The following is an 18,727-nucleotide window of genomic DNA, read 5'->3' on the forward strand; positions in this document are numbered from 1 at the left end:
GCTTAAGCCACGGCGCGGTACTGCGCCATAGCGCACCCGCAAAAAGCAGCGCCCGGTCTGGGGGATGACCGGGCGCGCTCACGCTTTTCGCGTTAACGCCGGGAGGGTTAGCCGGCGTTGCAGGAGCCATATGACGACGGGGACGCCACGGGGAACAGGCTCCTGCCTGTCACATCATCTGGGAGAGGGCCGGCGCGGCGGCAAGAAGCGCCCAATTCACGAGGGCGTGACGGCGGCCCGCTTATTTGTGGTAGCGCGTGTAATCGACCTTGAACAACTTGTCGTCCGGTTTGGAATTGGTGTCGAGTTCCGAAACCAGCACCGTGGTGTCGAGGCCCTGCGGGTCGGTGATCGTCCACTGCTTGAGCTGCATGCCGTTGGGGCCATCCTCCGCGAACACGAGGAGCACGCGGGACTTGCCGCCGAACGTGGAGTTTTCCTCGAGGGCGACGCTCACCTGCCCGCCCTGCTCGGCAACCCCGACCACTTTCGAGTCCGTGGCAAGGTCCAGATTGGGATCGAGCAGGAACTTCAGCGGCGTCTGGCCGAGCGGATAGACATCCTGCGTCGCGAGCTTGCGGTCACGAACCACAAGCGACTTGCCGTCGGCGATGATGTCGGTCGTCGAGGGAGCCTGATAGTAGAATCGCGCCTTGCCCGGCTTGGACAGGAAGAACTTGCCCTGCGTGCGCGAGCCGTCCGGCGCGATCTGCGAGAAATTGCCGACCAGGGTGCGGATGCCGTTGAAATAGGTATTCACCTTGGCGACGGCATTGCCGGAACGTGCCTGGGCCGGAGCCGCGACACGTGGCGCCGCCACGGCCTGCGCGTTCAACTGCATGGGCGCCTCGGTGTTCGCGACCGGCACCATCACGGCGCCGCTGCTCGCGCCGCGCGAAGCCACAAGCGCCTCGGCCGTAAGGCCGCGGCTGGCTACGGAGGTCACCGACGTCGAAGCTGCGAAGGCTGCCGGCCGGGCCATCGGCACCGGAATACCCTGTGCCATGGCGGGCACGGCCACACCCACCAACAGGGCCGTGCCGGTGGACAGTCGAAGAATGGCGCGGAGGTTCATGGTCAATCCGTTTGCCGGTGTTCTAGACCGCCCGTGTGGCGACACTTGGATGATGATGGGGACGGCGGCCTAGTAGTTCTCGACACGTTCCGCCTCGAGCAGGATCTCGCGTTTGCCGGCATGGTTTGCCGGGCCGACGATGCCCTCGCGCTCCATGCGTTCCACGAGGGACGCGGCCCGGTTGTAGCCGATCTGCAACCTGCGCTGAATGTAGCTCGTCGAGCACTTCTTGTCGCGGAGCACGATCTGCACGGCCTGGTCGAACAGTTCGCCGCCGGGCTCGCCCATGCCGCCCTTGTCGAACACAGCGCCGTCCTCGCCGGCACCGCCTTCCTCGTCGTCCGCCTCGGTGACGGCGTCGAGGTAATCCGGCTGGCCCTGCATCTTCAGATGTGCGACCACCTTTTCCACCTCTTCGTCCGAGCAGAAGGGCCCGTGGACGCGGCCAATGCGCCCGCCGCCGGCCATGTAGAGCATGTCGCCCTGGCCAAGCAGCTGCTCGGCGCCCTGCTCGCCGAGGATGGTGCGGCTGTCGATCTTGGACGTGACCTGGAAGGAGATGCGGGTCGGGAAATTGGCCTTGATGGTGCCGGTGATGACGTCCACCGAGGGGCGCTGCGTGGCCATGATGATGTGGATGCCGGCGGCGCGGGCCATCTGCGCGAGACGCTGGATGGCGCCCTCGATTTCCTTGCCCGCGACCATCATCAGGTCGGCCATCTCGTCGACGATGACGACGATGTAGGGCAGGCGCGAGAGATCCATCTCCTCGGTTTCGTAGATGGCCTCGCCGGTCTGCTTGTCGAAGCCGGTCTGCACCGTGCGCTGGATCACCTCGCCGCGCTGCGCGGCCTCGTCGACGCGGGCATTGAAGCCGTCGATGTTGCGGACGCCCACCTTGGACATCTTGCGGTAGCGCTGCTCCATCTCGCGCACCGCCCATTTCAGGGCGATCACCGCCTTCTTCGGGTCTGTGACGACCGGCGCCAGCAGATGCGGGATGCCGTCATACACGGACAGTTCCAGCATCTTGGGGTCGATCATGATGAGGCGGCACTCCTCCGGCTTCAGCCGGTAGAGCAGGCTCAGGATCATGGTGTTGATGGCGACCGACTTGCCCGAGCCGGTGGTGCCGGCGATCAGCAGATGCGGCATCCGGGCCAGTTCGGCGATGACGGGCTCGCCGCCGATCGTCTTGCCGAGGCACAGCGGCAGCCGCATCTTGGATTCCGTGAAATCCTCGGACGCGATCATCTCGCGGAAATAGACGGTCTCGCGGCGCTGGTTCGGCAGTTCGATGCCGATGACATTGCGGCCGGGCACCACGGCGACGCGGGCGGACACCGCGCTCATCGAGCGGGCAATATCGTCGGCCAGGCCGATGACACGCGACGACTTGATGCCGGGCGCGGGTTCCAGCTCGTACAGCGTGACGACCGGGCCGGGCTTGACCTCGATGATCTCGCCCTTGACGCCGAAGTCCTCCAGCACGCCTTCCAGCAAGCGGGCATTGTGCTGCAGCGCTTCCTTGTTGACGACGCCGACCGGCGACTTCTTGGGCGGTGCCAGCAATTCGATGGGCGGCATCTCGTAGAGGCCGGGCATGGCTGTCATGGCGGTAGGGACGGCCGCAAGATCACGCTTTCGCGCGGGAGGCGCTGAAGCGGCACGCGCAGCCGCTGGCGCGGCCTTTGCGATCCGAGCGGGCGGTGCGGCCACGGGCTTGCGCGGCGGCGGATCGAAGAACACGTCCTGCTCGTCCTCGTCATCCGCTTCCGGAAGCTCGAAGACATCAAGCGCGCGGCCGGCATGCGGCGGCTGCCGCTGGTCGTCTTCCTCCTCCAGGCGGCGCAGCACATCGGTAAGTCCGGCGCGCGGCGCCTCGCGGTGCTCGGCCACCGACAGGGTGCGGCGGCGGCGTTCCAGCGCGCCTTTCAGCGTGTACCAGTAATGCGCGACAAGCCCGATCGGAAGGAAGCTGCGTTCCTCTTCCTCGTCCATCCCGAGGAGATCCGCATCTTCGTCCTCGTCCTCGGCACGCTGTTCCCGACGTGCGCCGTTGAAGCCGAAACCTGCCGCAAAGACCAGAACCGGCAGGAGGATGACGCCCAGCGCCATGGCCGATAGCCAGCCTGTCCCGAGCAGGCCCTCGAACAGGCCGAGAACCGTCTCACCCACAAATCCGCCGAAGCCGCTCGGAAGGGGCCAGAATTCACCTGCCGGAAAGGCGGACGCAAAGCCGGAAGCCGCAAGGGCCGCTGCCAGCCAAGCGGCGAGCCGCAGTTTCTCATGCTCCAGCGGCCGGTGGCTGACGAGCCTCCAGCCCCATGCGCCGATCGGCAGCAGAAAGGCGATGGAGCCAAGTCCAACGGTCTGCATCAGGATGTCGGCGATGAATGCGCCCGTCGCGCCGAGCATGTTGCTCACCGGCGCGTCGGAAGCATTGTTGAGGCTCGGATCCGCTGCGGACCATGTCGCCAGGGCCAACGCGGCTGTGGCGGCCAGCGCCACCAGAACCAGGCCGCCGAATTCCACGGCCCTCCTGCCAAGGGCGTCGCGCATGTCGTCGGACATCGCACGCCTGCGCCGTACACCGCCGCGATAAACCAGCGCTCGCACCGGACCCCTCCGAACCGTACCTGTCGTGACACTAGCGGCAACAGGGTAAAGGCGGGCTTAACCCTGATGGCTCTTCCGCGGCGGAAAGCGCGATCTGCGGCCGTGCAGGCAAAGAAAAACCCGGGCAGCGTGGCTGCCCGGGTCGAGTTTGGGAGGAGAAATCTGGCTCAGTGCGTGTAGGCGCGTTCCCCGTGCGAGGTGATGTCGAGGCCTTCCCGCTCTGCCTCTGCCGACACGCGCAGGCCGACGATCATGTCGACAAGCTTGAAGAGGATGAAGGACACCACGCCACACCACACGACGGTGATCAGCACGCCGATGACCTGGGTCATCACCTGTCCACCCATCGTGTAGCCGTCCACGCCGACGCCACCGAGAGACGGGGCGACGAAGACGCCCGTCAGGATGGAGCCGATGATGCCGCCCACGCCGTGGATGCCGAACACGTCCAGCGAGTCGTCATAGCCGAGGGCGTTCTTGATGGAGGTGGAGAAGTAGTAGCAGACCACGCCGCCAAGACCGCCCATCACGATTGCGCCCATTGGGCCGACGAGGCCAGCCGCCGGGGTCACGGTCACGAGGCCGGCAATGGCACCGGACACCGCGCCGAGCAGAGAGGCCTTGCCCTTGCCGAGAGCTTCGACCAGCAGCCAGCCGAGCGTTGCGGCGGCCGTTGCGACGAAGGTGTTGAGCATGGCCAGCGCCGTGCCGCCATTTGCCTCGAGGTTGGAGCCGGCGTTGAAGCCGAACCAGCCGAACCACAGGATCGCGGCGCCGATCAGCGTCATAACCAGCGAGTGCGGAGCGAGGATCTCGCGGCCATAGCCGATGCGCGGTCCCAGGACGATGGCGCCGACAAGAGCGGCGATGCCGGCGTTGATGTGCACGACCGTGCCGCCCGCGAAGTCCAGAGCGCCCATCTTGAACAGGTAGCCTTCAGCGTACCAGACCATGTGCGCGACCGGCAGGTACACGAAGGTGCCCCACAGCAGGCAGAACAGCAGGATGGCCGAGAACTTCATGCGCTCGACGAGGCCGCCGATGATCAGCGTGGGAGTCAGGGCGAAGAACGTCATCTGGAAGGCGACGAAGACGTATTCCGGGATGACCACGCCGTCCGTGAAGGTGGCGGCGGTGGAGTCGTTGTTGATGCCGGCGAGGAAGAGGCGGCTGGCGCCCCCAAAGAACTGGTCGGCGATGCCGCCGGCGTTCAGGGCAACGCTATAGCCGTAGACGACCCAGACAAGCATCATCATGCAGCCGACCACGAAGGTCTGCATCAGCACGGAGAGCATGTTCTTGGAGCGGACGAGGCCGCCGTAGAACAGGCCGATGCCAGGCGCGATCATGAGGAAGACCATCGCGGTGGCGACGAGCATCCAGGTGACGTCGCCCTTGTTCACCGTTGCGGCGACGGCTTCAGCCGCGGCGGGCGCGGCCTCGGTGGCGGACGGGATGGCTTCCTGTGCGAGGGCGGGTGCCACGGCCATCAGGCCGAGCAGCGCCGCAGGCACCGCGAGCCCTGCGAGTTTCGAGACGTTCATTGATGTGCTCCGGAGAAGGATCGGATGAAAGGGATGGGCTCAGAGCGCGTCGTTGTCCGACTCGCCGGTGCGAATGCGGATCGCGTGCTCGATGGGGGTGACGAAGATCTTGCCGTCGCCGATCTGGCCGGTTTTCGCGGCGGTGGTGATGGTCTCGACGACTGCGTCCACCATGCCGGCGGCAACCGCCACCTCGATCTTCAGCTTCGGCAGGAAGCTCACCGCGTATTCCGCGCCGCGATAGATCTCCGTATGGCCTTTCTGCCGGCCATACCCCTTCACCTCAGTCACCGTCAGGCCGTGAACGCCCAGCGACGTCAGTGCGTCGCGGACTTCGTCCAGCTTGAACGGCTTGATGATAGCCATCACCAGTTTCATGCCTGGTCCCCCGTCTTGATGCGCCGCGGAGAACCCGCAGCGTCTGTCAGCGCCCGGTCATTGCCGGGCTCAGCCGCATCCCTCTATTCAAGGGTCGTGCCAAGTTGCGCGGCGGGGCGGAGATTGCTCATCTCAGGAGATGTTGCCCGCGTGCGCGGAGGCATCGAGCAACATCCGCGGGCAAATGGCGCATTGTTGTGCAGGTTGATTTGAGGCGATTGCCTAAAAAAGCGTCGATGGCTTCGGCTTGCGCACGCGGATCAGACCCTCCTGCGCAGTGCTGGCGACAAGGCGCCCATCCCGGCTGAAGATCAGGCCGCGTGCCAGACCCAAGCCGTGGCCGGAACTCGGGCTGTCCTGGACATAAAGAAGCCAGTCGTCGGCGCGGAACGGACGGTGAAACCACACGGCGTGATCGAGGCTGGCCGCCATGATCTCCATGGAGAACACGGTCTTGCCATGCGTCACCAGCGCGGTGTCCAGCAGCGTCTTGTCGGACGCATAGGCAAGCGCCGCCTGATGGAGGCCGTCCTCGTCCGGCAGCGGCTCGGACGTGCGGAACCACACTGCCTGCCGGGGCTCGCGCGCCTCTCCGCGCTTGCGGTAGCGCGTCATGTCCACCGGCCGCATCTCGATCGGCCTTGCTGCATCGAAATAGGCGCGAACCGGAGATGGGACATCGGGCATGTCCCGGATGCTGTGCGCATCGGGCAAGCTCTCGGGATCGGCCGTTTCGGGCATGGCGAACTGGTGGGTCAGCCCCGTCTCGGCTGCGTGGAAAGAAGCCGACATCTCGAAGATCGTCTGCCCGTGCTGAAGGGCCGTGACCCGCCGCGTGCTGAAGCTGCCGCCGTCGCGCAGGCGCTCCACGTCGTAGATGATCGGCACCGATGCGTCGCCCGCAAGCAGGAAATAGGCGTGCAGCGAATGCACCGCCCGCTCCGACACCGTGTTGATCGCCGCCGTCAGCGCCTGTGCCACCACCTGACCGCCGAACACCCGTGCCCGCTCCGGTTCGGGCGATGCTCCCCTGAAGAGATTGAGCTCCAGCCGTTCGAGCTGGAGGATGGGCAGGAGATTTGCGGATTGCGCAGCCATATGTTCTCTCGCGGGTCGGAAGCGGGCGATCCTTTCTACACCCGGAGCGGAGCGAACCGGTATGCAGGGCAGTGGGATGACGGGCGCGGGACGCACGGATGTGCTGATCTCGGGCGCGGGCTTTGCGGGGCTCGCCCTTGGTGCGGCGCTTGCCGGTGCCGGGCTGTCGGTGATGATCGTCGACCCGTCGCTTGGCCGCCCCTCCGGCTTTGATCCTCGCGCGTCAACATTGGTCGCCGGCACGCGCCGCCTGCTCGAAGCCATCGGTGCCTGGGACGCGATCGCGTCGGATGCGGAGCCAATGCTCGGCATGGAGATTACCGACGGGCGGCTCGAACAGATCCTGCGCCCCGTGTTCCTGCAGATCCATGGCGAGGCTGCGCCCGGCGAGCCCTTTGCCCATGTGGCGCCGAACGGCCTCACGAAAGCCGCGCTGCTCGCCACAGCGGAACGCGCGGGCGTTCACCTCGCGCCCGGCAGGATCGCCGACCTTCGGCAAGTGGAGGGCGGCGCGGAGGCGGTCCTTGCCGATGGCTCCACCAAAAGCGCTCGCCTGGTCGTGGCCGCCGATGGCGCGCAGTCCACGCTGCGGGGCATGGCCGGCATCACCAGCCGGGGCTGGCGCTACGATCAATCGGCCATCGTCACCAATGTGCGCCTGGAGAAGCCGCATCACGGCATCGCAGTGCAGCACTTCCTCGAAGGCGGACCGCTCGCCCTTCTGCCGCTGCGGGGAGACCGCGCCTCCATTGTCTGGTCCGAGCGGAAGTTCCAGGCGCTCCGCCTTGCCGAACTTGACGACGCCGGCTTCCGCGATGCCTTGCAGAAGCGTGCCGGGCACCGCTTCGGCCAGATCGATCTCGACGGTCGCCGCGCCTTGCGGCCCCTCGAGTTCCGGCTGGCAGCCGACTTTGCGCGCGGGCGCGTGGCGCTGGTCGGCGACGCCGCGCACGCTATCCATCCCATCGCGGGACAGGGGCTGAACCTGGGCCTTCGCGACGTCGCGGCTCTGGCGGAAAGCGTGGTCGATGCCGCGCGGCTTGGTCAGGACATCGGCTCGGATGCCGTGCTCGCTCGCTATAGTGGCTGGCGCAGGTTCGACACGGCGCTGATGACCGGTGCCATGGACGGCCTTGTGCAGCTTTTCACAACCCGATCGGGACCCGTGCGCCTGTTGCGCGACATCGGGCTCGGCCTCGTCGATCGCATGCCCACGGCCAAACGGGCCTTCATCCGCTCGGCTGCCGGGCTCGGTGGAGAGGTGCCGAGGCTAATGCGCGGCGAGACGCTGTAGACGATCAGTCTTCCAGCGGCCGCGCTTCTTCGGGAAGCATGATCGGTATGCCGTCCCGGATCGGGTAGATCAGCTTGGCCGGCCGCGAGATCAGTTCCTGCCTAGCTGCGTCATATTCCAGGGTTGCCTTGGTCAGCGGACAGACAAGGATTTCCAGCGCTCTGGGATCGATCCGCGGTGCTGCGGGCTTGGACACGTCGTTCATCGGGCGGCTCACACCTATTGGAGGGACGTGTCTGTATCGCCCCGCGTGCGGGCGAGGTCCATCTCCGTGATGGCCACCAGGATTTCCGCCCGGCTCTTGAGGTCGGGTGCCTCCAGCAGGGCCTGCTTCTCGCGGGCGCCATAGGGGCTCATCATCGACAACGCGTTGACCAGCGCCTCGTTGGACGCGTTCTGGATGCCGGACCAGTCGGCGTCGAGGCTGTTGGCGTCCAGATAGGCGCGCAATGTGGCCATCAGAGCCGGGCGGTCAACCTGGTCCTCGCCGGCGCCGGGAAGAAGGTCCGCCGAGAACTCTGAATAATCGGGCTTCACCTGCCGGAATGGCGTGGTGCCTTTCACCTCCTCCCGGCGGCGGAAGCGGCAGATGCCGGTGAGAGTCACGAGGTAGCGGCCGTCGCCGGTCTCCTGGAAACCGGTGATGCGACCCAGGCAGCCGACCTCCACCAGTGGCGGAACGGATGCGTCGTCGGGCGCATCGAATTCCGGCTGGATCATCCCGATCATGCGATGGGACGCCAGCGCCTGGTCGATCATCGCCAGGTAACGGGGCTCGAAGATGTTCAGCGGCATCTCGCCACGCGGCAGCAGCAGCACTTCCGGCAGCGGGAACACCGGCAGCAGGGGCGGCAGGTCCGAGGGTGCGCGATAGATCGTGTTGATCGGCATCTTCCGCTCAGGAAAAGAGGACTGAGGACAGCCGGCGGCGGCCCTGAACGGCAACGGGATCGGCAAACCCCCATGCCTCGAACAGCTGGAGCAATTGCTTGCGCGCTCCATCCTCGTTCCAGGCGCGGTCCTTGCGGACGATGGCCAGAAGATGGTCGACCGCCTCCTCCTTGCGCCCTGCGGCGGCAAGGGCGACGGCCAGGTCCGAACGCGACTGATGATCGTCCGGATCGGCGGAGAGCTTGGCCTCGAGGCCTGCGATCTCGCCGGCTTCCGGAGCATTCCCGGCCAGCGCGATCTGTGCGCGCACGGCCGCCAAGGCCGGATCGTTCACGAGCAGAGGCGACAGCGAATCCAGGAACTCCGTCGCACCTTCCACATCGCCTGCGGCAATCTGCACGCGAACGAGACCGGCCATGGCGCGGGTCTCTTCCGGGTTCATCGCCAGAAGCGCGCTGTAGACTTCGCCCGCGCCGGCAAGGTCGTTCTCGGCCAGCAAGGCCTCCGCCTGCTCCAGCATGGCCGCCGCGTCAGCGGCATCCATGGGCTTGGTCAGCCGCTCGATGAAGGCGCGGATCTGCCCCTCGGGCTGGACGCCGAGGAACCCGTCCACGGGCTGGCCATCGACAAAGGCGATGACGGATGGAAGCGACTTGATGCCCAGCTGACCGGCCACGGCGGGATGCTCGTCGGTGTTCATCTTGACGAGCTTCACCTTGCCGCCTGCCTGCTGCACCACCTTTTCGAGCACGGGCGCCAGTTGCTTGCAGGGACCGCACCAGGGGGCCCAGAAGTCCACGAGCACAGGCTGCGTCCGGGACTCCTGCACGACATCGACCATGAAGTTCGCGGTCGTCGTGTCCTTGACGAGCCCGGTTGCGGCATCGGCCGGGGCTTCGTTGAGCAGCATTGCATTGTCTCCTGAGAGCATCGGGCCGCATTTGCGGCGGCACCGCATAAGATGGGAAGGTGTGGCCGCGAGGCAATGTCTTCCTCCGTCTAGCGTCGCCATCCCGCATGCGGCAAGTACGGCGGCACGGTCTTGGCGCGAGGGGCATTCCGGGCCTAGACTTCACCCATGAGCACGCTCGCCATCGATCTGCGGTCGCCCTGCGTCGAAGACGCGATAGCTCTCTGTCGGGCGCATGATGACACCTGGCGCTACGCCTATCGCGGCATCATTCCCGGACGTGAGCTTGAGCGCATGGTGATGCGGCGCGGCGAGGACTGGTGGCAGCGCGCCATCCGCAATCGCGGCCGCCGCATGCTGATCGCCACCGTCGCCGGTGAACTCGCCGGCTATGCCAGCTTCGGGCGCAACAGGGTCGCCTCGATACCGGTCAGCGGCGAGATCTTCGAACTGTATGTGCGGCCGGAATATCACGGCCTCGGCCTTGGCCGACGCCTGCTGACATGCAGCCGCGCGGCGCTGGACGAGCTGGGCTGGCCGGGGCTCGGCATCTGGGCCCTGCGCGATAACGAGGATGCCTGCCGCTTCTATCTGTCCATGGGCGGCGTCGAGACGGCACGCGGTTCTGAGACTTTCGGTACGACCACGCTCGAGAAGATCGCCTTTACGTGGTCTTGACATAAATGGCGTAATTGTCCGCTGCTGGAGCCCGGCAAAGTACCGGACAGCAGACCAACAGGAGCGTCAATGCGCATCGAAGCAATTCCGATCGGCAAGAATCCGCCGGACGACATCAATGTGGTGATCGAGATCCCGATCGGCGGGGAGCCGATCAAGTATGAGCTCGACAAGGAATCCGGCACGCTCTTCGTGGACCGTTTCCTCTACACCTCGATGCGCTACCCCGGAAATTATGGCTTCGTCCCGCACACGCTGAGCGATGACGGGGATCCCATCGACGTGCTGGTGGCCAATACCCGCGCCATCGTTCCCGGCGCGGTCATCAACTGCCGTCCGGTCGGCGTTCTCAAGATGGAGGACGAAAGCGGTGGCGACGAGAAGATCATCGCCGTCCCCGTGACAAAGCTGACGCGGCGCTATGAGAAGATACAGACGGTGTCCGACATGCCGGAGATCACGCTCCAGCAGATCGCCCACTTCTTCGAGCACTACAAGGATCTCGAGACCAGCAAATGGTCCCGCCTGATCGGCTGGGGACAGGTGGACGAGGCGCGCGAGATGATCGTGCAGGCCATTCAGCGCGCGCAGGGCGCGAAGCGGCTGGAAACCGAGACGCTGCTCGCGGGCAAGTAGCCGCAGGAGAACGGCCAGCCCCGCGACGGCCCTCACGGTCCTTATAAAACCAAAGCGGCGCGCCCGGTGGGACGCGCCGCCTTCGGCGCAGGCAAACCGTGGTCAGAAGCTCGGGGGCGTCAGGCCGTTCGCCACCATCGCGGCCTTCAGGGTGTTCGCCAGAAGGCAGGCGATGGTCATCGGACCCACGCCACCGGGCACAGGCGTAATGGCGCCGGCGACCTCCATCGCCTCCTTGAAGTCGACATCACCCACCAGCCGGGATTTTCCGTTCTCACCGGGCACCCGATTGATGCCGACATCGATCACCGTCGCGCCCGGCTTGATCCATGACCCCTTGACCATCTCCGGGCGGCCGACGGCTACCACCAGGATGTCCGCGCGCCGGCAAACGGCTTCCAGATCCCGGGTCCGCGAATGCGCGACCGTCACCGTGGCGCTCTCGGCAATAAGAAGCTGGGCCACCGGCTTGCCCACGATATTGGAGCGGCCGAGCACCACGGCCTCAAGGCCGGTCAGGTCCGGATGGACCGTCTTGGCCAGCAGCACGCTGCCCTGCGGCGTACAGGGAACAAGCGATTCCTGCCCCACGACCAGCCGCCCCGCATTCTCGACATGGAAGCCGTCGACATCCTTGGCAGGATCGATGGTGGCGATGACGAGATCGGGGTCGATCTGCGGCGGCAGGGGCAGCTGCACGAGGATGCCGTGCACCTTGGGATCAGCGTTCAGCTGCCGCACCAGCGCCAGCAGATCATCCTGCGTGGTTTCGGCCGGCAACACATGCTCAAAGCTCGCAAGACCTGCTTCCGTGGTCTGCTTCACCTTGTTGCGCACATAGACCTGGCTGGCCGGGTTCTCGCCCACCAGAACCGCCGCGAGGCCGGGCACGATGCCATGGCTGCGCTTCAGCTCCGCGGCCTCCGCGGCCACCTTGTTCCTGATGCTCTCCGCGAGCGCCTTGCCGTCGATGATCCGTGCCGTCATTGCGTTCTTCAGCCCCCGAATGTTCGGGCGAGCCGCGCGGCAAGTTCCGCGCAATCGCCTGTGATGTGGAATGTCTTGATGCGGCTCGTCGCTCCGGATTGCAGCACAAGCGCGGAGCGGGGCACGGCCAACTCGGTGGCCAGCAGGGCAGCGAGAGCCCGGTTCGCCGCGCCATCCTCCGGCACGGCCCGCACCCGCGCCTTCAGCACCTCGCGCCCGTCAGCGAGGATTGCCGTGCCGTCCAGCGCGTCACGTCCGCCCCTCGGTGTCAGCCTCACGGTGAGGAGAAGTCCATCGTCCGTGGCGCTCCAGGCGCGCGTGCTCACATCAAAGCGGGGCGGATGTCCCACCACAGCAGATTGCGCAGGAAGCTGATGAGCAGCAGCACGATGATCGGCGAAATGTCGATGCCGCCGAGATTGGGCAGCACACGGCGCAGCGGGTTCAGCATGGGCTCGGAGAGCCGGACAAGAGTGTCCCACACCATGCCGACGAACTGGTTGCGCGGATTGACGATGTTGAGCGCGATCAGCCAGCTCATGATGGCCGACAGAACGATGATCCAGAAGATCAGGCCGAGCACGGCGTCGATCAGGATGAAAAGGGCGTTCATTCGGCAGGGCTCCAGCGGGCAAGAGCTATGTATCGACGGCCCGCGCGGGCCACAAGTGTGCCTTGCTTGACAGGTTCTTGAGCCGCAACGTAAATGGCGCTGCCTGCGAGGGGCCGTAGCTCAGTTGGTAGAGCGCGTCGTTCGCAATGACGAGGTCAGGGGTTCGATTCCCCTCGGCTCCACCAGCAGGCAAGATCGGATATTTCAGCCTTCGAGAGCTCCAGGCGCGCCGCAGCGGTCGCCCTGCAGGTAGTCCACGCCCATGCCCTTCAGCATGTCCGCCGTGGCCTCGTCCTCAACGCGTTCCGCGACGGTCCGGAAGCCGATATCCCGTGCCAGCGAGACGATGGCGCGCACGAAAGCGCGGTCTTCGACGCGGCTTCCCATCCCGGCGACGAAATCACCGTCGATCTTGACGAGGTCCACGCCCAGGGCCCGCAGGCTGCGGAACGAGGTCTGCCCGGCTCCGAAATCGTCCAGAGCGATGCGGATGCCCGCCTCGTGCAATTGCGCAACGAACCCCGCAGCTTCCGAAAGATCGCCGGGCGCGGCCGTTTCCGTGATCTCGATCAGCAGGCGTGGGGCAATCGCGCTGTTGCGGCGCAGCGTTCCCAGAAGGTGCTGGCGCCAGTCTTCGTCGCCGATCGTCTCGGCGGAAATGTTGACCGCAAGAGCGGCCGTCGGATGCGCGTTGAGGGCCTCAATGGCAAGTTCCAGCACGCGGCGATCCAGCAGGTGGACGAGCCCAAGCTTCTCCGCGGCTTCCACATAGCGCATGATGGAGACGCGTTCTCCACCCGGCAGTGCAATTCGGGCAAGGGCTTCGTGCCAGGCCACCTCGCCGCTGCGTGCATCCACCACCGGCTGGTAGACCAGTGAGACCCGCCGCTCGTCCAGCGCGCTGACGAGCTCTTCTGCCAGGTGGATGTTCTGCCGTCTTTGCTCGTCCCGCTCCGGATTGGGTGCGTAGACCGTAAAGCTTCCCCGCTTCTTGCGGCGCAGTTCGGCCAGGGTGTCGCTTACCCGCGTGACAAGCTCCGGCTGGTTGTCGGCATGGCGCGGGGCCACGATGCCCGCGCAGGTGACGCGCACGCCGATGGGACCTGCGCTGGTCGGGACAGGCGTGCCGTGCACGGCGTCGATGAAGCGGCGCGCGGCGACATGGAGGTCCGGCAGGGTGCAATTGGCAAGCGCCAGGCCGAAGACGGAGTGCGAGAAGCGGCCGAGAGCGTCACCGGCACGCATGCTTGACCGCAGGCGCTTGGCGACCGCTGCCACCAGTTCATCCGGAGCACTGCCGTATGAGCCGTCCAGCACGCCGATATTCTCGATGGCGACCAGCAACAGCGCGCAGGACGACTGGAACCTTCGCGCATCGTTGATCATCATGCCGAGCAGATCGAGCAGCTTCGGGCGGTTCAGTGAGCCGGTGAGGGGGTCGATCCGGGTCTGGATCGCAAGCCGCTGGTCGGCCTCGTGGCGCTCCGTGACAACGCGGACGATGCCTTCGGCATAGGCCGGTCGGCCCATCGCGTCGGCATGCCAGCGCCCGATATCCTCCACCCAGATCAGGCCGCCATCTCCTGCCGAGGCCGCCCGCAGCGGATATTCAAGTTCGTAGAGAACGCCGCACCCGTCATCACGTGCCGTGGACGACATCACGGTGCTCTGGCGGGTGGCCATGGCATCGGGGTCGATGCGGCGTGCCCATTCGGCGCCGGTCGTGATCGCGCCATCCGCCGCAAGCGCATGAGGCTGATGCGGATTCCAGTCGAGGGCGTCCGTTGCGACCGTCCAGCGATAACCGGAGGCCTGCACCTTGACGAGGACCTGGCGAAGATCGGGCAAAGGGCCGCCCGGTTGGGCGCCATCTGCTGAGGACATTGTGTGTTCCGCTGCCCGGAGGTGAAAGGACGCGCCGCGCGCGCACTATGAGGGCAGCACAACTGCGTCGTCCAGCCGCTGGACTTCGACCTTCGACTGCCGAGGTGCCTTAAAACGGGAAAAGCCGGCCACGGGGCCGGCTTTCCGTACAGAGCTCTCGATGAGCCGTCAGATCAGGCGTCGGCCTTCGGCGTCAGGACCTGACGGCCGCGATACATGCCGGTCTTGAGGTCGAGATGATGCGGACGGCGCAGCTCGCCCGAGTCCTTGTCCTCGATATAGGTCGGCGCGGCGATCGCGTCGGCGGAGCGGCGCATGCCGCGCTTCGAGGGGGAGGTCTTTCGCTTCGGAACGGCCATTGTGGATACTCCTGAAAAGGGCGCAGTGCGGCTTGTTCAGGCGCGGCGCTGACATTGGATTGGCGCGGGGGATAACAGAGGCGGCAGCAAAAATCTAGGGCCCTCAGCTATCCTGCGATGCAGGACGTGTCCGCTCCGCGTCCCGCAATGGTGCCCGCGCGGCGATTCTGGGCTCGTGTCGGTCGCGCGGTGTTGCGCACGACGGGGTTGGGAAGTGCCGCCGCCATCAGCCCTGCCTCGCGGCCGCTGAGGCGCGAGGCCGGCTTGCCGAAGCCATGCCGGGCGCCGGCCTCCGCACCGAAGACGCCATCGGGGCCCCATTCCGCGATGTTCAGGTAGACCTCCATCACGCGCTTCTTGCTCCAGACAAGATCGATCCAGTGTGCCAGCACGATCTCGATGGGCTTACGCACATAGGCGAAGCCGTTCCAGAGGAAGAGGTTCTTGGCCACTTGCATGGTGATAGTGGATGCGCCGCGCGCGGGCCCGTCCTCTCCGGCGTCCTCCATCACGAGGCGGATGGCATTCCAGTCCACGCCGGCATGCGAGCAGAAGCGGGCATCCTCCGACGCGATGACGGAGCGCGCGAGGAGCGGCGAGATGTTCTCGATGGGGGTCCACTGCCGCTCCACGGGCCGCAGCGTGGCCCACCGCGCCAGCATCAGCGTCGAGACCGGCGGCACGACGGCGTAGACCAGCGTCAGGGCGAACGGAACGATCGCGAGGAGGACGATGATCCAGAACACGGACCGAAGCGGCCTTCGACGGCGCATCAGCGGCGAGCGGTCCGGGTCGAGATCGTCATCGGCATAGAAATCCGCGTGGGGGTCGGAATACCGGCTCACCTGCGGATCTCCTTGGCGGCGGAAGGGATTGGAGGGCTATTCGGCCGCCTGCTCGGGAACCTTGCCGGTCACGCCGAAGCGGCGCTGGACATAATCCTCGACCATCTTCGTGAAGTCGGCCGCAAGGGTGGGGCCACGAAGGGTGGTGACCTTCTCGCCGTCGACGAAGACCGGGGCGGTCGGCTGTTCGCCGGTGCCCGGAAGCGAGATGCCGATATCGGCGTGCTTCGACTCGCCCGGACCGTTCACGATGCAGCCCATGACGGCGACGTTGAGCGTCTCGGCGCCCGGATATTGGGTCTTCCACACCGGCATCCGAGTGTGGATGTAGCCCTGAATTTCCTGCGCCAATTCCTGGAAGGTCGTGGAGGTGGTGCGGCCGCAGCCGGGGCAGGCGGCCACCAGCGGCACGAAGGTGCGGAAACCCATGGTCTGCAGGATTTCCTGCGCGACGGTCACTTCCTTGGTGCGGTCGCCACCCGGCTCCGGCGTCAGGGACACGCGGATGGTGTCGCCGATGCCGTTCTGGAGAACGACGCCCAGGGCCGCCGCCGAGGCCACGATGCCCTTGGATCCCATGCCGGCCTCGGTGAGGCCAAGATGCAGCGCATAGTCGGAGCGGGTCGCCAGATCCAGATAGACGGCGATGAGATCCTGCACCGCCGAGATCTTGGTGGAGATGATGATCTTGTCGCGGCCCATGCCGAGCTCTTCGGCACGCTTTGCGGAGAGCAGGACGCTGCGGATCAGCGCCTCACGCGTCACCGCACGGGAGCTGATGGGATTCGCGCTCTTGGAATTCTCGTCCATGAGCGCCGTCAGCATCTCGCCATCCAGCGAGCCCCAGTTTCCGCCGATGCGGACGGGCTTGTCGTGGCGCAGGGCAGTTTCGATGATCTGGGAGAAGTGCTTGTCCTTCTTCTCCTTGAAGCCGACATTGCCGGGATTGATGCGGTACTTGGCGAGTGCCTCGGCGCAGGCGGGATGATCGCCCAGCAGCTTGTGGCCGATATAGTGGAAGTCGCCGACCATCGGCACATCCACGCCCATGCGGTCCAGCCGCTCGCGGATGTGCGGCACGGCGGCGGCGGCCTCATCGCGGTCCACCGTGATGCGGACCAGCTCGGAGCCGGCGCGGGCGAGCGCCGCGACCTGACGGACGGTGCCGTCGATGTCTGCGGTGTCCGTGTTCGTCATCGACTGCACGACGACGGGCGCACCGCCGCCGACCGTGATATTGCCGACCTTCACCGCCACCGATTGCCGGCGGCGGTTCTTCAAAACCTCGTCCACCATGGGGTCCTCATCAAAGAATGCTGCGCGCCAAGCGCGATTTGACGGCTCTATAGCAGATCATCATGCGCCCGTCGCGCGACAGGCAGCACACAGGCCGGCGATCTCGATGAACTGCCCGCGCGGCTCGAAGCCGGCTCCGCGGGCCAGTGTCGCAAGGTGCTGCCCGACATCCTCGCCGCATGCCTCGGCTGCGGCTCCGCAGCTCTCGCAAAGCAGGAAGATCGCCACGTCTCCATGCCCATGGGCATGATCGCAGGCCACGAAGGCGTTGCGGCTCTCGATGCGGTGGGCAAGCCCCTGGCCGAGCAGGAAGTCCAGCGCCCGATAGACCGTGATGGGGGCCGGACGGCGGCCGTCGCCGGTGCCGAGAAGCTCGATCAGGTCGTAGGCCCCGAGCGGCTGGGCGCTGCCCGCCAACAATTCGAGCACACGGGCACGGGTCGGAGTCAGGCGTTCGCCGCGCTCCTGGCAGACGCGTTCGGCCCGCGCCGTGATGGCCGCTACGGAGCCAGCGACGGACGGCTCATGCCGATGATGGTCGTGCTGATGGGGCATTCGCTCCCCAATGTAACCATGGCCGGACGGATTGCCAGTGCGGCGCCGGTTCAGCTTTCGTAGATCGCATAGGCGGCGCAGCCGGTGAGGGCGGGGTAACGTGCCGTGATCAGCGAAGTGCCGATTGCGGCAACCAGCTTTTCATGGGGCGCCTTGGCGACGAAATTCGCCCGGAACCGTGCTTCGTCCATCAGGTCGATGGTCTTCACCGCCACGCCGCCGCCGATATAGACGCCGCCCTGCGCAAGGAATGCGAGCGCCATGTCGCCGGAAAAGCGGGCCAGGGCATCGAAGAAGATGTCCATCACCTCCCGTCCACGCGCTTCGCCGGCGCGGGCGGCGTCGGAAATGTCCTTGCCTTCCCGTTCGGTGATCTCGCCGCTGTCGATCCAGGCTATCGCCGCATCGATGCGGGCGATACCGGAGCCGCAGGCAATGGCTTCCGCCGAAACACGGCCATATTGCGAGCGGACGCGGTCGAACACCGCCTGCTCGCGCGGCGTGATCGCCGCAAGTTCGATATGTCCACCCTCGCTCGGAACAGGCGTCCAGCGCCCGTTGTGACGCGCAAGCGCCGCAACGCCTAGCCCCGTGCCCGGACCAAGCACCAGCTTGGTCGCTGCGCCGTCGAGCGGCACGCCGCCGATGGAGCGCAGTTCGTCGGGCGGCAGGTAGGGGAGCGCCCAGGCCAGTGCGGCGAAGTCGTTCATCACGTCCACCCGCGCCAGGCCCAGCTGCTGCGCCAATTCCTCCGGCACGAAGGACCAGCCCCTGCGGTTGGTAAGATGAACGGTGCCGCCTTTCACGGGGCCTGCCATGGCGATGACCGCACGCGCCGGACGCGATTTCGTCAGCGTGAGGTAATGCGGGATCGCCTCCTGCAGATTGGCGAAATCGTCGCCCTTGAGCTCATGGATGTCCCGGGGCTCGAGTGAGCCGCGGGTGACGATGCCGAACCGGCTGGTGGTGCCGCCGACATCGGCGACGAGAACGCAATCGAGAGAAGCCATCTGCTCGTTTTAGCGCGAATGGCCGTGGCGCCCAGCACTGCACTGCGCGTTTTCG

At 66.1% G+C, this 18,727-nt stretch carries 20 protein-coding genes and 1 tRNA gene; 4 read left to right on the plus strand and 17 right to left on the minus strand.

The window, feature by feature from the left end:
* Positions 1–241 precede the first annotated feature (241 nt).
* The 5 genes from SCD90_RS15855 to tesB all read right to left on the minus strand — a co-directional run bounded on the left by SCD90_RS15855 (position 242) and on the right by tesB (position 6,714).
* The gene (locus SCD90_RS15855; protein ID WP_319845691.1) at positions 242–1,075 is read right to left on the minus strand and encodes an outer-membrane lipoprotein carrier protein LolA; all 834 of its coding nucleotides are present in this window, start codon (positions 1,073–1,075) and stop codon (positions 242–244) included.
* A 69-nt stretch (positions 1,076–1,144) separates the two neighbouring features.
* Positions 1,145–3,649: an FtsK/SpoIIIE family DNA translocase gene (locus tag SCD90_RS15860; protein WP_319845692.1), complete on the minus strand. Its 2,505-nt coding sequence runs from the start codon at positions 3,647–3,649 to the stop codon at positions 1,145–1,147.
* Positions 3,650–3,861: 212 nt separating this feature from the next.
* A complete protein-coding gene (locus tag SCD90_RS15865; RefSeq protein ID WP_425265711.1) occupies positions 3,862–5,238 on the minus strand; it encodes an ammonium transporter in 1,377 nt (458 codons plus the stop codon).
* Between the two features lie 39 nt (positions 5,239–5,277).
* Positions 5,278–5,616, minus strand: coding sequence for a P-II family nitrogen regulator (locus tag SCD90_RS15870; RefSeq protein ID WP_319845693.1), 339 nt, complete (start codon positions 5,614–5,616; stop codon positions 5,278–5,280).
* 222 nt (positions 5,617–5,838) lie between these two features.
* Positions 5,839–6,714, minus strand: coding sequence for an acyl-CoA thioesterase II (gene tesB, locus SCD90_RS15875; RefSeq protein ID WP_319845694.1), 876 nt, complete (start codon positions 6,712–6,714; stop codon positions 5,839–5,841).
* Positions 6,715–6,775: 61 nt separating this feature from the next.
* On the opposite strand from tesB, the gene SCD90_RS15880 reads away from it, so the two are divergent.
* Positions 6,776–8,008, plus strand: a complete 1,233-nt coding sequence (locus tag SCD90_RS15880) for an FAD-dependent monooxygenase (protein WP_425265712.1) — start codon at positions 6,776–6,778, stop codon at positions 8,006–8,008.
* A gap of 4 nt (positions 8,009–8,012) precedes the next feature.
* Here the strand turns inward: SCD90_RS15880 and SCD90_RS15885 are convergent, their stop codons facing one another.
* From SCD90_RS15885 to trxA, 3 genes are read right to left on the minus strand one after another with little or no spacing between them, the layout of a single operon-like run.
* Positions 8,013–8,213, minus strand: coding sequence for a Trm112 family protein (locus tag SCD90_RS15885; RefSeq protein WP_319845695.1), 201 nt, complete (start codon positions 8,211–8,213; stop codon positions 8,013–8,015).
* Positions 8,214–8,227: 14 nt separating this feature from the next.
* Positions 8,228–8,899 carry an LON peptidase substrate-binding domain-containing protein gene (locus SCD90_RS15890; RefSeq protein ID WP_319845696.1) on the minus strand — a complete coding sequence of 224 codons (672 nt, stop codon included), beginning with the start codon at positions 8,897–8,899 and terminating at the stop codon, positions 8,228–8,230.
* Positions 8,900–8,906: 7 nt separating this feature from the next.
* Positions 8,907–9,809, minus strand: coding sequence for a thioredoxin (trxA, locus tag SCD90_RS15895; RefSeq protein ID WP_319845697.1), 903 nt, complete (start codon positions 9,807–9,809; stop codon positions 8,907–8,909).
* A 168-nt stretch (positions 9,810–9,977) separates the two neighbouring features.
* On the opposite strand from trxA, the gene SCD90_RS15900 reads away from it, so the two are divergent.
* Both SCD90_RS15900 and ppa read left to right on the plus strand, forming a co-directional pair.
* A complete protein-coding gene (locus SCD90_RS15900; RefSeq protein ID WP_319845698.1) occupies positions 9,978–10,487 on the plus strand; it encodes a GNAT family N-acetyltransferase in 510 nt (169 codons plus the stop codon).
* A 69-nt stretch (positions 10,488–10,556) separates the two neighbouring features.
* The gene (gene ppa / locus SCD90_RS15905) at positions 10,557–11,123 is read left to right on the plus strand and encodes an inorganic diphosphatase (RefSeq protein WP_319845699.1); all 567 of its coding nucleotides are present in this window, start codon (positions 10,557–10,559) and stop codon (positions 11,121–11,123) included.
* 102 nt (positions 11,124–11,225) lie between these two features.
* Here the strand turns inward: ppa and folD are convergent, their stop codons facing one another.
* The 3 genes from folD to SCD90_RS15920 are packed head-to-tail and all read right to left on the minus strand — an operon-like array spanning position 11,226 to position 12,723.
* A complete protein-coding gene (gene folD, locus SCD90_RS15910) occupies positions 11,226–12,110 on the minus strand; it encodes a bifunctional methylenetetrahydrofolate dehydrogenase/methenyltetrahydrofolate cyclohydrolase FolD (RefSeq protein ID WP_319845700.1) in 885 nt (294 codons plus the stop codon).
* An 8-nt stretch (positions 12,111–12,118) separates the two neighbouring features.
* Entirely contained in the window at positions 12,119–12,436 is a 318-nt protein-coding gene (locus tag SCD90_RS15915) for a DUF167 family protein (protein WP_319845701.1), read from the minus strand.
* A complete protein-coding gene (locus SCD90_RS15920; protein WP_319845702.1) occupies positions 12,433–12,723 on the minus strand; it encodes a YggT family protein in 291 nt (96 codons plus the stop codon). The genes SCD90_RS15915 and SCD90_RS15920 overlap by 4 nt, the downstream gene beginning before the upstream one ends.
* Before the next feature lie 109 nt (positions 12,724–12,832).
* Here SCD90_RS15920 and SCD90_RS15925 point away from each other — a divergent pair.
* Positions 12,833–12,908 (plus strand) — tRNA-Ala (locus tag SCD90_RS15925).
* Between the two features lie 19 nt (positions 12,909–12,927).
* On the opposite strand, the gene SCD90_RS15930 is transcribed toward SCD90_RS15925, so the two are convergent.
* From SCD90_RS15930 to glk, 6 genes are all read right to left on the minus strand, one after another.
* The gene (locus tag SCD90_RS15930) at positions 12,928–14,607 is read right to left on the minus strand and encodes an EAL domain-containing protein (RefSeq protein ID WP_319845703.1); all 1,680 of its coding nucleotides are present in this window, start codon (positions 14,605–14,607) and stop codon (positions 12,928–12,930) included.
* A 173-nt stretch (positions 14,608–14,780) separates the two neighbouring features.
* Positions 14,781–14,966: a 50S ribosomal protein L32 gene (rpmF, locus tag SCD90_RS15935; RefSeq protein ID WP_319845704.1), complete on the minus strand. Its 186-nt coding sequence runs from the start codon at positions 14,964–14,966 to the stop codon at positions 14,781–14,783.
* Positions 14,967–15,073: 107 nt separating this feature from the next.
* Complete coding sequence (mtgA, locus tag SCD90_RS15940) at positions 15,074–15,811, minus strand: monofunctional biosynthetic peptidoglycan transglycosylase (RefSeq protein ID WP_319845705.1); 738 nt, start codon at positions 15,809–15,811, stop codon at positions 15,074–15,076.
* 36 nt (positions 15,812–15,847) lie between these two features.
* A complete protein-coding gene (gene ispG, locus SCD90_RS15945; RefSeq protein ID WP_319845706.1) occupies positions 15,848–17,107 on the minus strand; it encodes a flavodoxin-dependent (E)-4-hydroxy-3-methylbut-2-enyl-diphosphate synthase in 1,260 nt (419 codons plus the stop codon).
* A gap of 60 nt (positions 17,108–17,167) precedes the next feature.
* Positions 17,168–17,662, minus strand: coding sequence for a transcriptional repressor (locus SCD90_RS15950; protein ID WP_319845707.1), 495 nt, complete (start codon positions 17,660–17,662; stop codon positions 17,168–17,170).
* A 50-nt stretch (positions 17,663–17,712) separates the two neighbouring features.
* Positions 17,713–18,672: a glucokinase gene (glk, locus tag SCD90_RS15955; protein WP_319845708.1), complete on the minus strand. Its 960-nt coding sequence runs from the start codon at positions 18,670–18,672 to the stop codon at positions 17,713–17,715.
* Between the last annotated feature and the right edge of the window lie 55 nt (positions 18,673–18,727).

It is taken from the genome of Terrihabitans rhizophilus, from assembly GCF_033898525.1.
GTDB classification, from domain to species: Bacteria; Pseudomonadota; Alphaproteobacteria; order Rhizobiales; family Methylopilaceae; genus Flaviflagellibacter; species Flaviflagellibacter rhizophilus.

Excerpts from the sequence above, each read along its gene's own strand:
- SCD90_RS15930 (WP_319845703.1), bottom strand. The coding sequence starts at position 14,607 with ATGTCCTCAGCAGATGGCGCCCAACCGGGCGGCCCTTTGCCCGATCTT.
- SCD90_RS15950 (WP_319845707.1), bottom strand. The coding sequence starts at position 17,662 with ATGCCCCATCAGCACGACCATCATCGGCATGAGCCGTCCGTCGCTGGC.
- ispG (WP_319845706.1), bottom strand. The coding sequence starts at position 17,107 with ATGGTGGACGAGGTTTTGAAGAACCGCCGCCGGCAATCGGTGGCGGTG.
- SCD90_RS15900 (WP_319845698.1), top strand. The coding sequence starts at position 9,978 with ATGAGCACGCTCGCCATCGATCTGCGGTCGCCCTGCGTCGAAGACGCG.
- SCD90_RS15855 (WP_319845691.1), bottom strand. The coding sequence starts at position 1,075 with ATGAACCTCCGCGCCATTCTTCGACTGTCCACCGGCACGGCCCTGTTG.
- rpmF (WP_319845704.1), bottom strand. The coding sequence starts at position 14,966 with ATGGCCGTTCCGAAGCGAAAGACCTCCCCCTCGAAGCGCGGCATGCGC.
- SCD90_RS15890 (WP_319845696.1), bottom strand. The coding sequence starts at position 8,899 with ATGCCGATCAACACGATCTATCGCGCACCCTCGGACCTGCCGCCCCTG.
- SCD90_RS15880 (WP_425265712.1), top strand. The coding sequence starts at position 6,776 with ATGCAGGGCAGTGGGATGACGGGCGCGGGACGCACGGATGTGCTGATC.
- SCD90_RS15860 (WP_319845692.1), bottom strand. The coding sequence starts at position 3,649 with ATGTCCGACGACATGCGCGACGCCCTTGGCAGGAGGGCCGTGGAATTC.
- folD (WP_319845700.1), bottom strand. The coding sequence starts at position 12,110 with ATGACGGCACGGATCATCGACGGCAAGGCGCTCGCGGAGAGCATCAGG.
- ppa (WP_319845699.1), top strand. The coding sequence starts at position 10,557 with ATGCGCATCGAAGCAATTCCGATCGGCAAGAATCCGCCGGACGACATC.
- trxA (WP_319845697.1), bottom strand. The coding sequence starts at position 9,809 with ATGCTGCTCAACGAAGCCCCGGCCGATGCCGCAACCGGGCTCGTCAAG.
- tesB (WP_319845694.1), bottom strand. The coding sequence starts at position 6,714 with ATGGCTGCGCAATCCGCAAATCTCCTGCCCATCCTCCAGCTCGAACGG.
- SCD90_RS15885 (WP_319845695.1), bottom strand. The coding sequence starts at position 8,213 with ATGAACGACGTGTCCAAGCCCGCAGCACCGCGGATCGATCCCAGAGCG.
- SCD90_RS15920 (WP_319845702.1), bottom strand. The coding sequence starts at position 12,723 with ATGAACGCCCTTTTCATCCTGATCGACGCCGTGCTCGGCCTGATCTTC.
- SCD90_RS15865 (WP_425265711.1), bottom strand. The coding sequence starts at position 5,238 with ATGAACGTCTCGAAACTCGCAGGGCTCGCGGTGCCTGCGGCGCTGCTC.
- SCD90_RS15870 (WP_319845693.1), bottom strand. The coding sequence starts at position 5,616 with ATGAAACTGGTGATGGCTATCATCAAGCCGTTCAAGCTGGACGAAGTC.
- glk (WP_319845708.1), bottom strand. The coding sequence starts at position 18,672 with ATGGCTTCTCTCGATTGCGTTCTCGTCGCCGATGTCGGCGGCACCACC.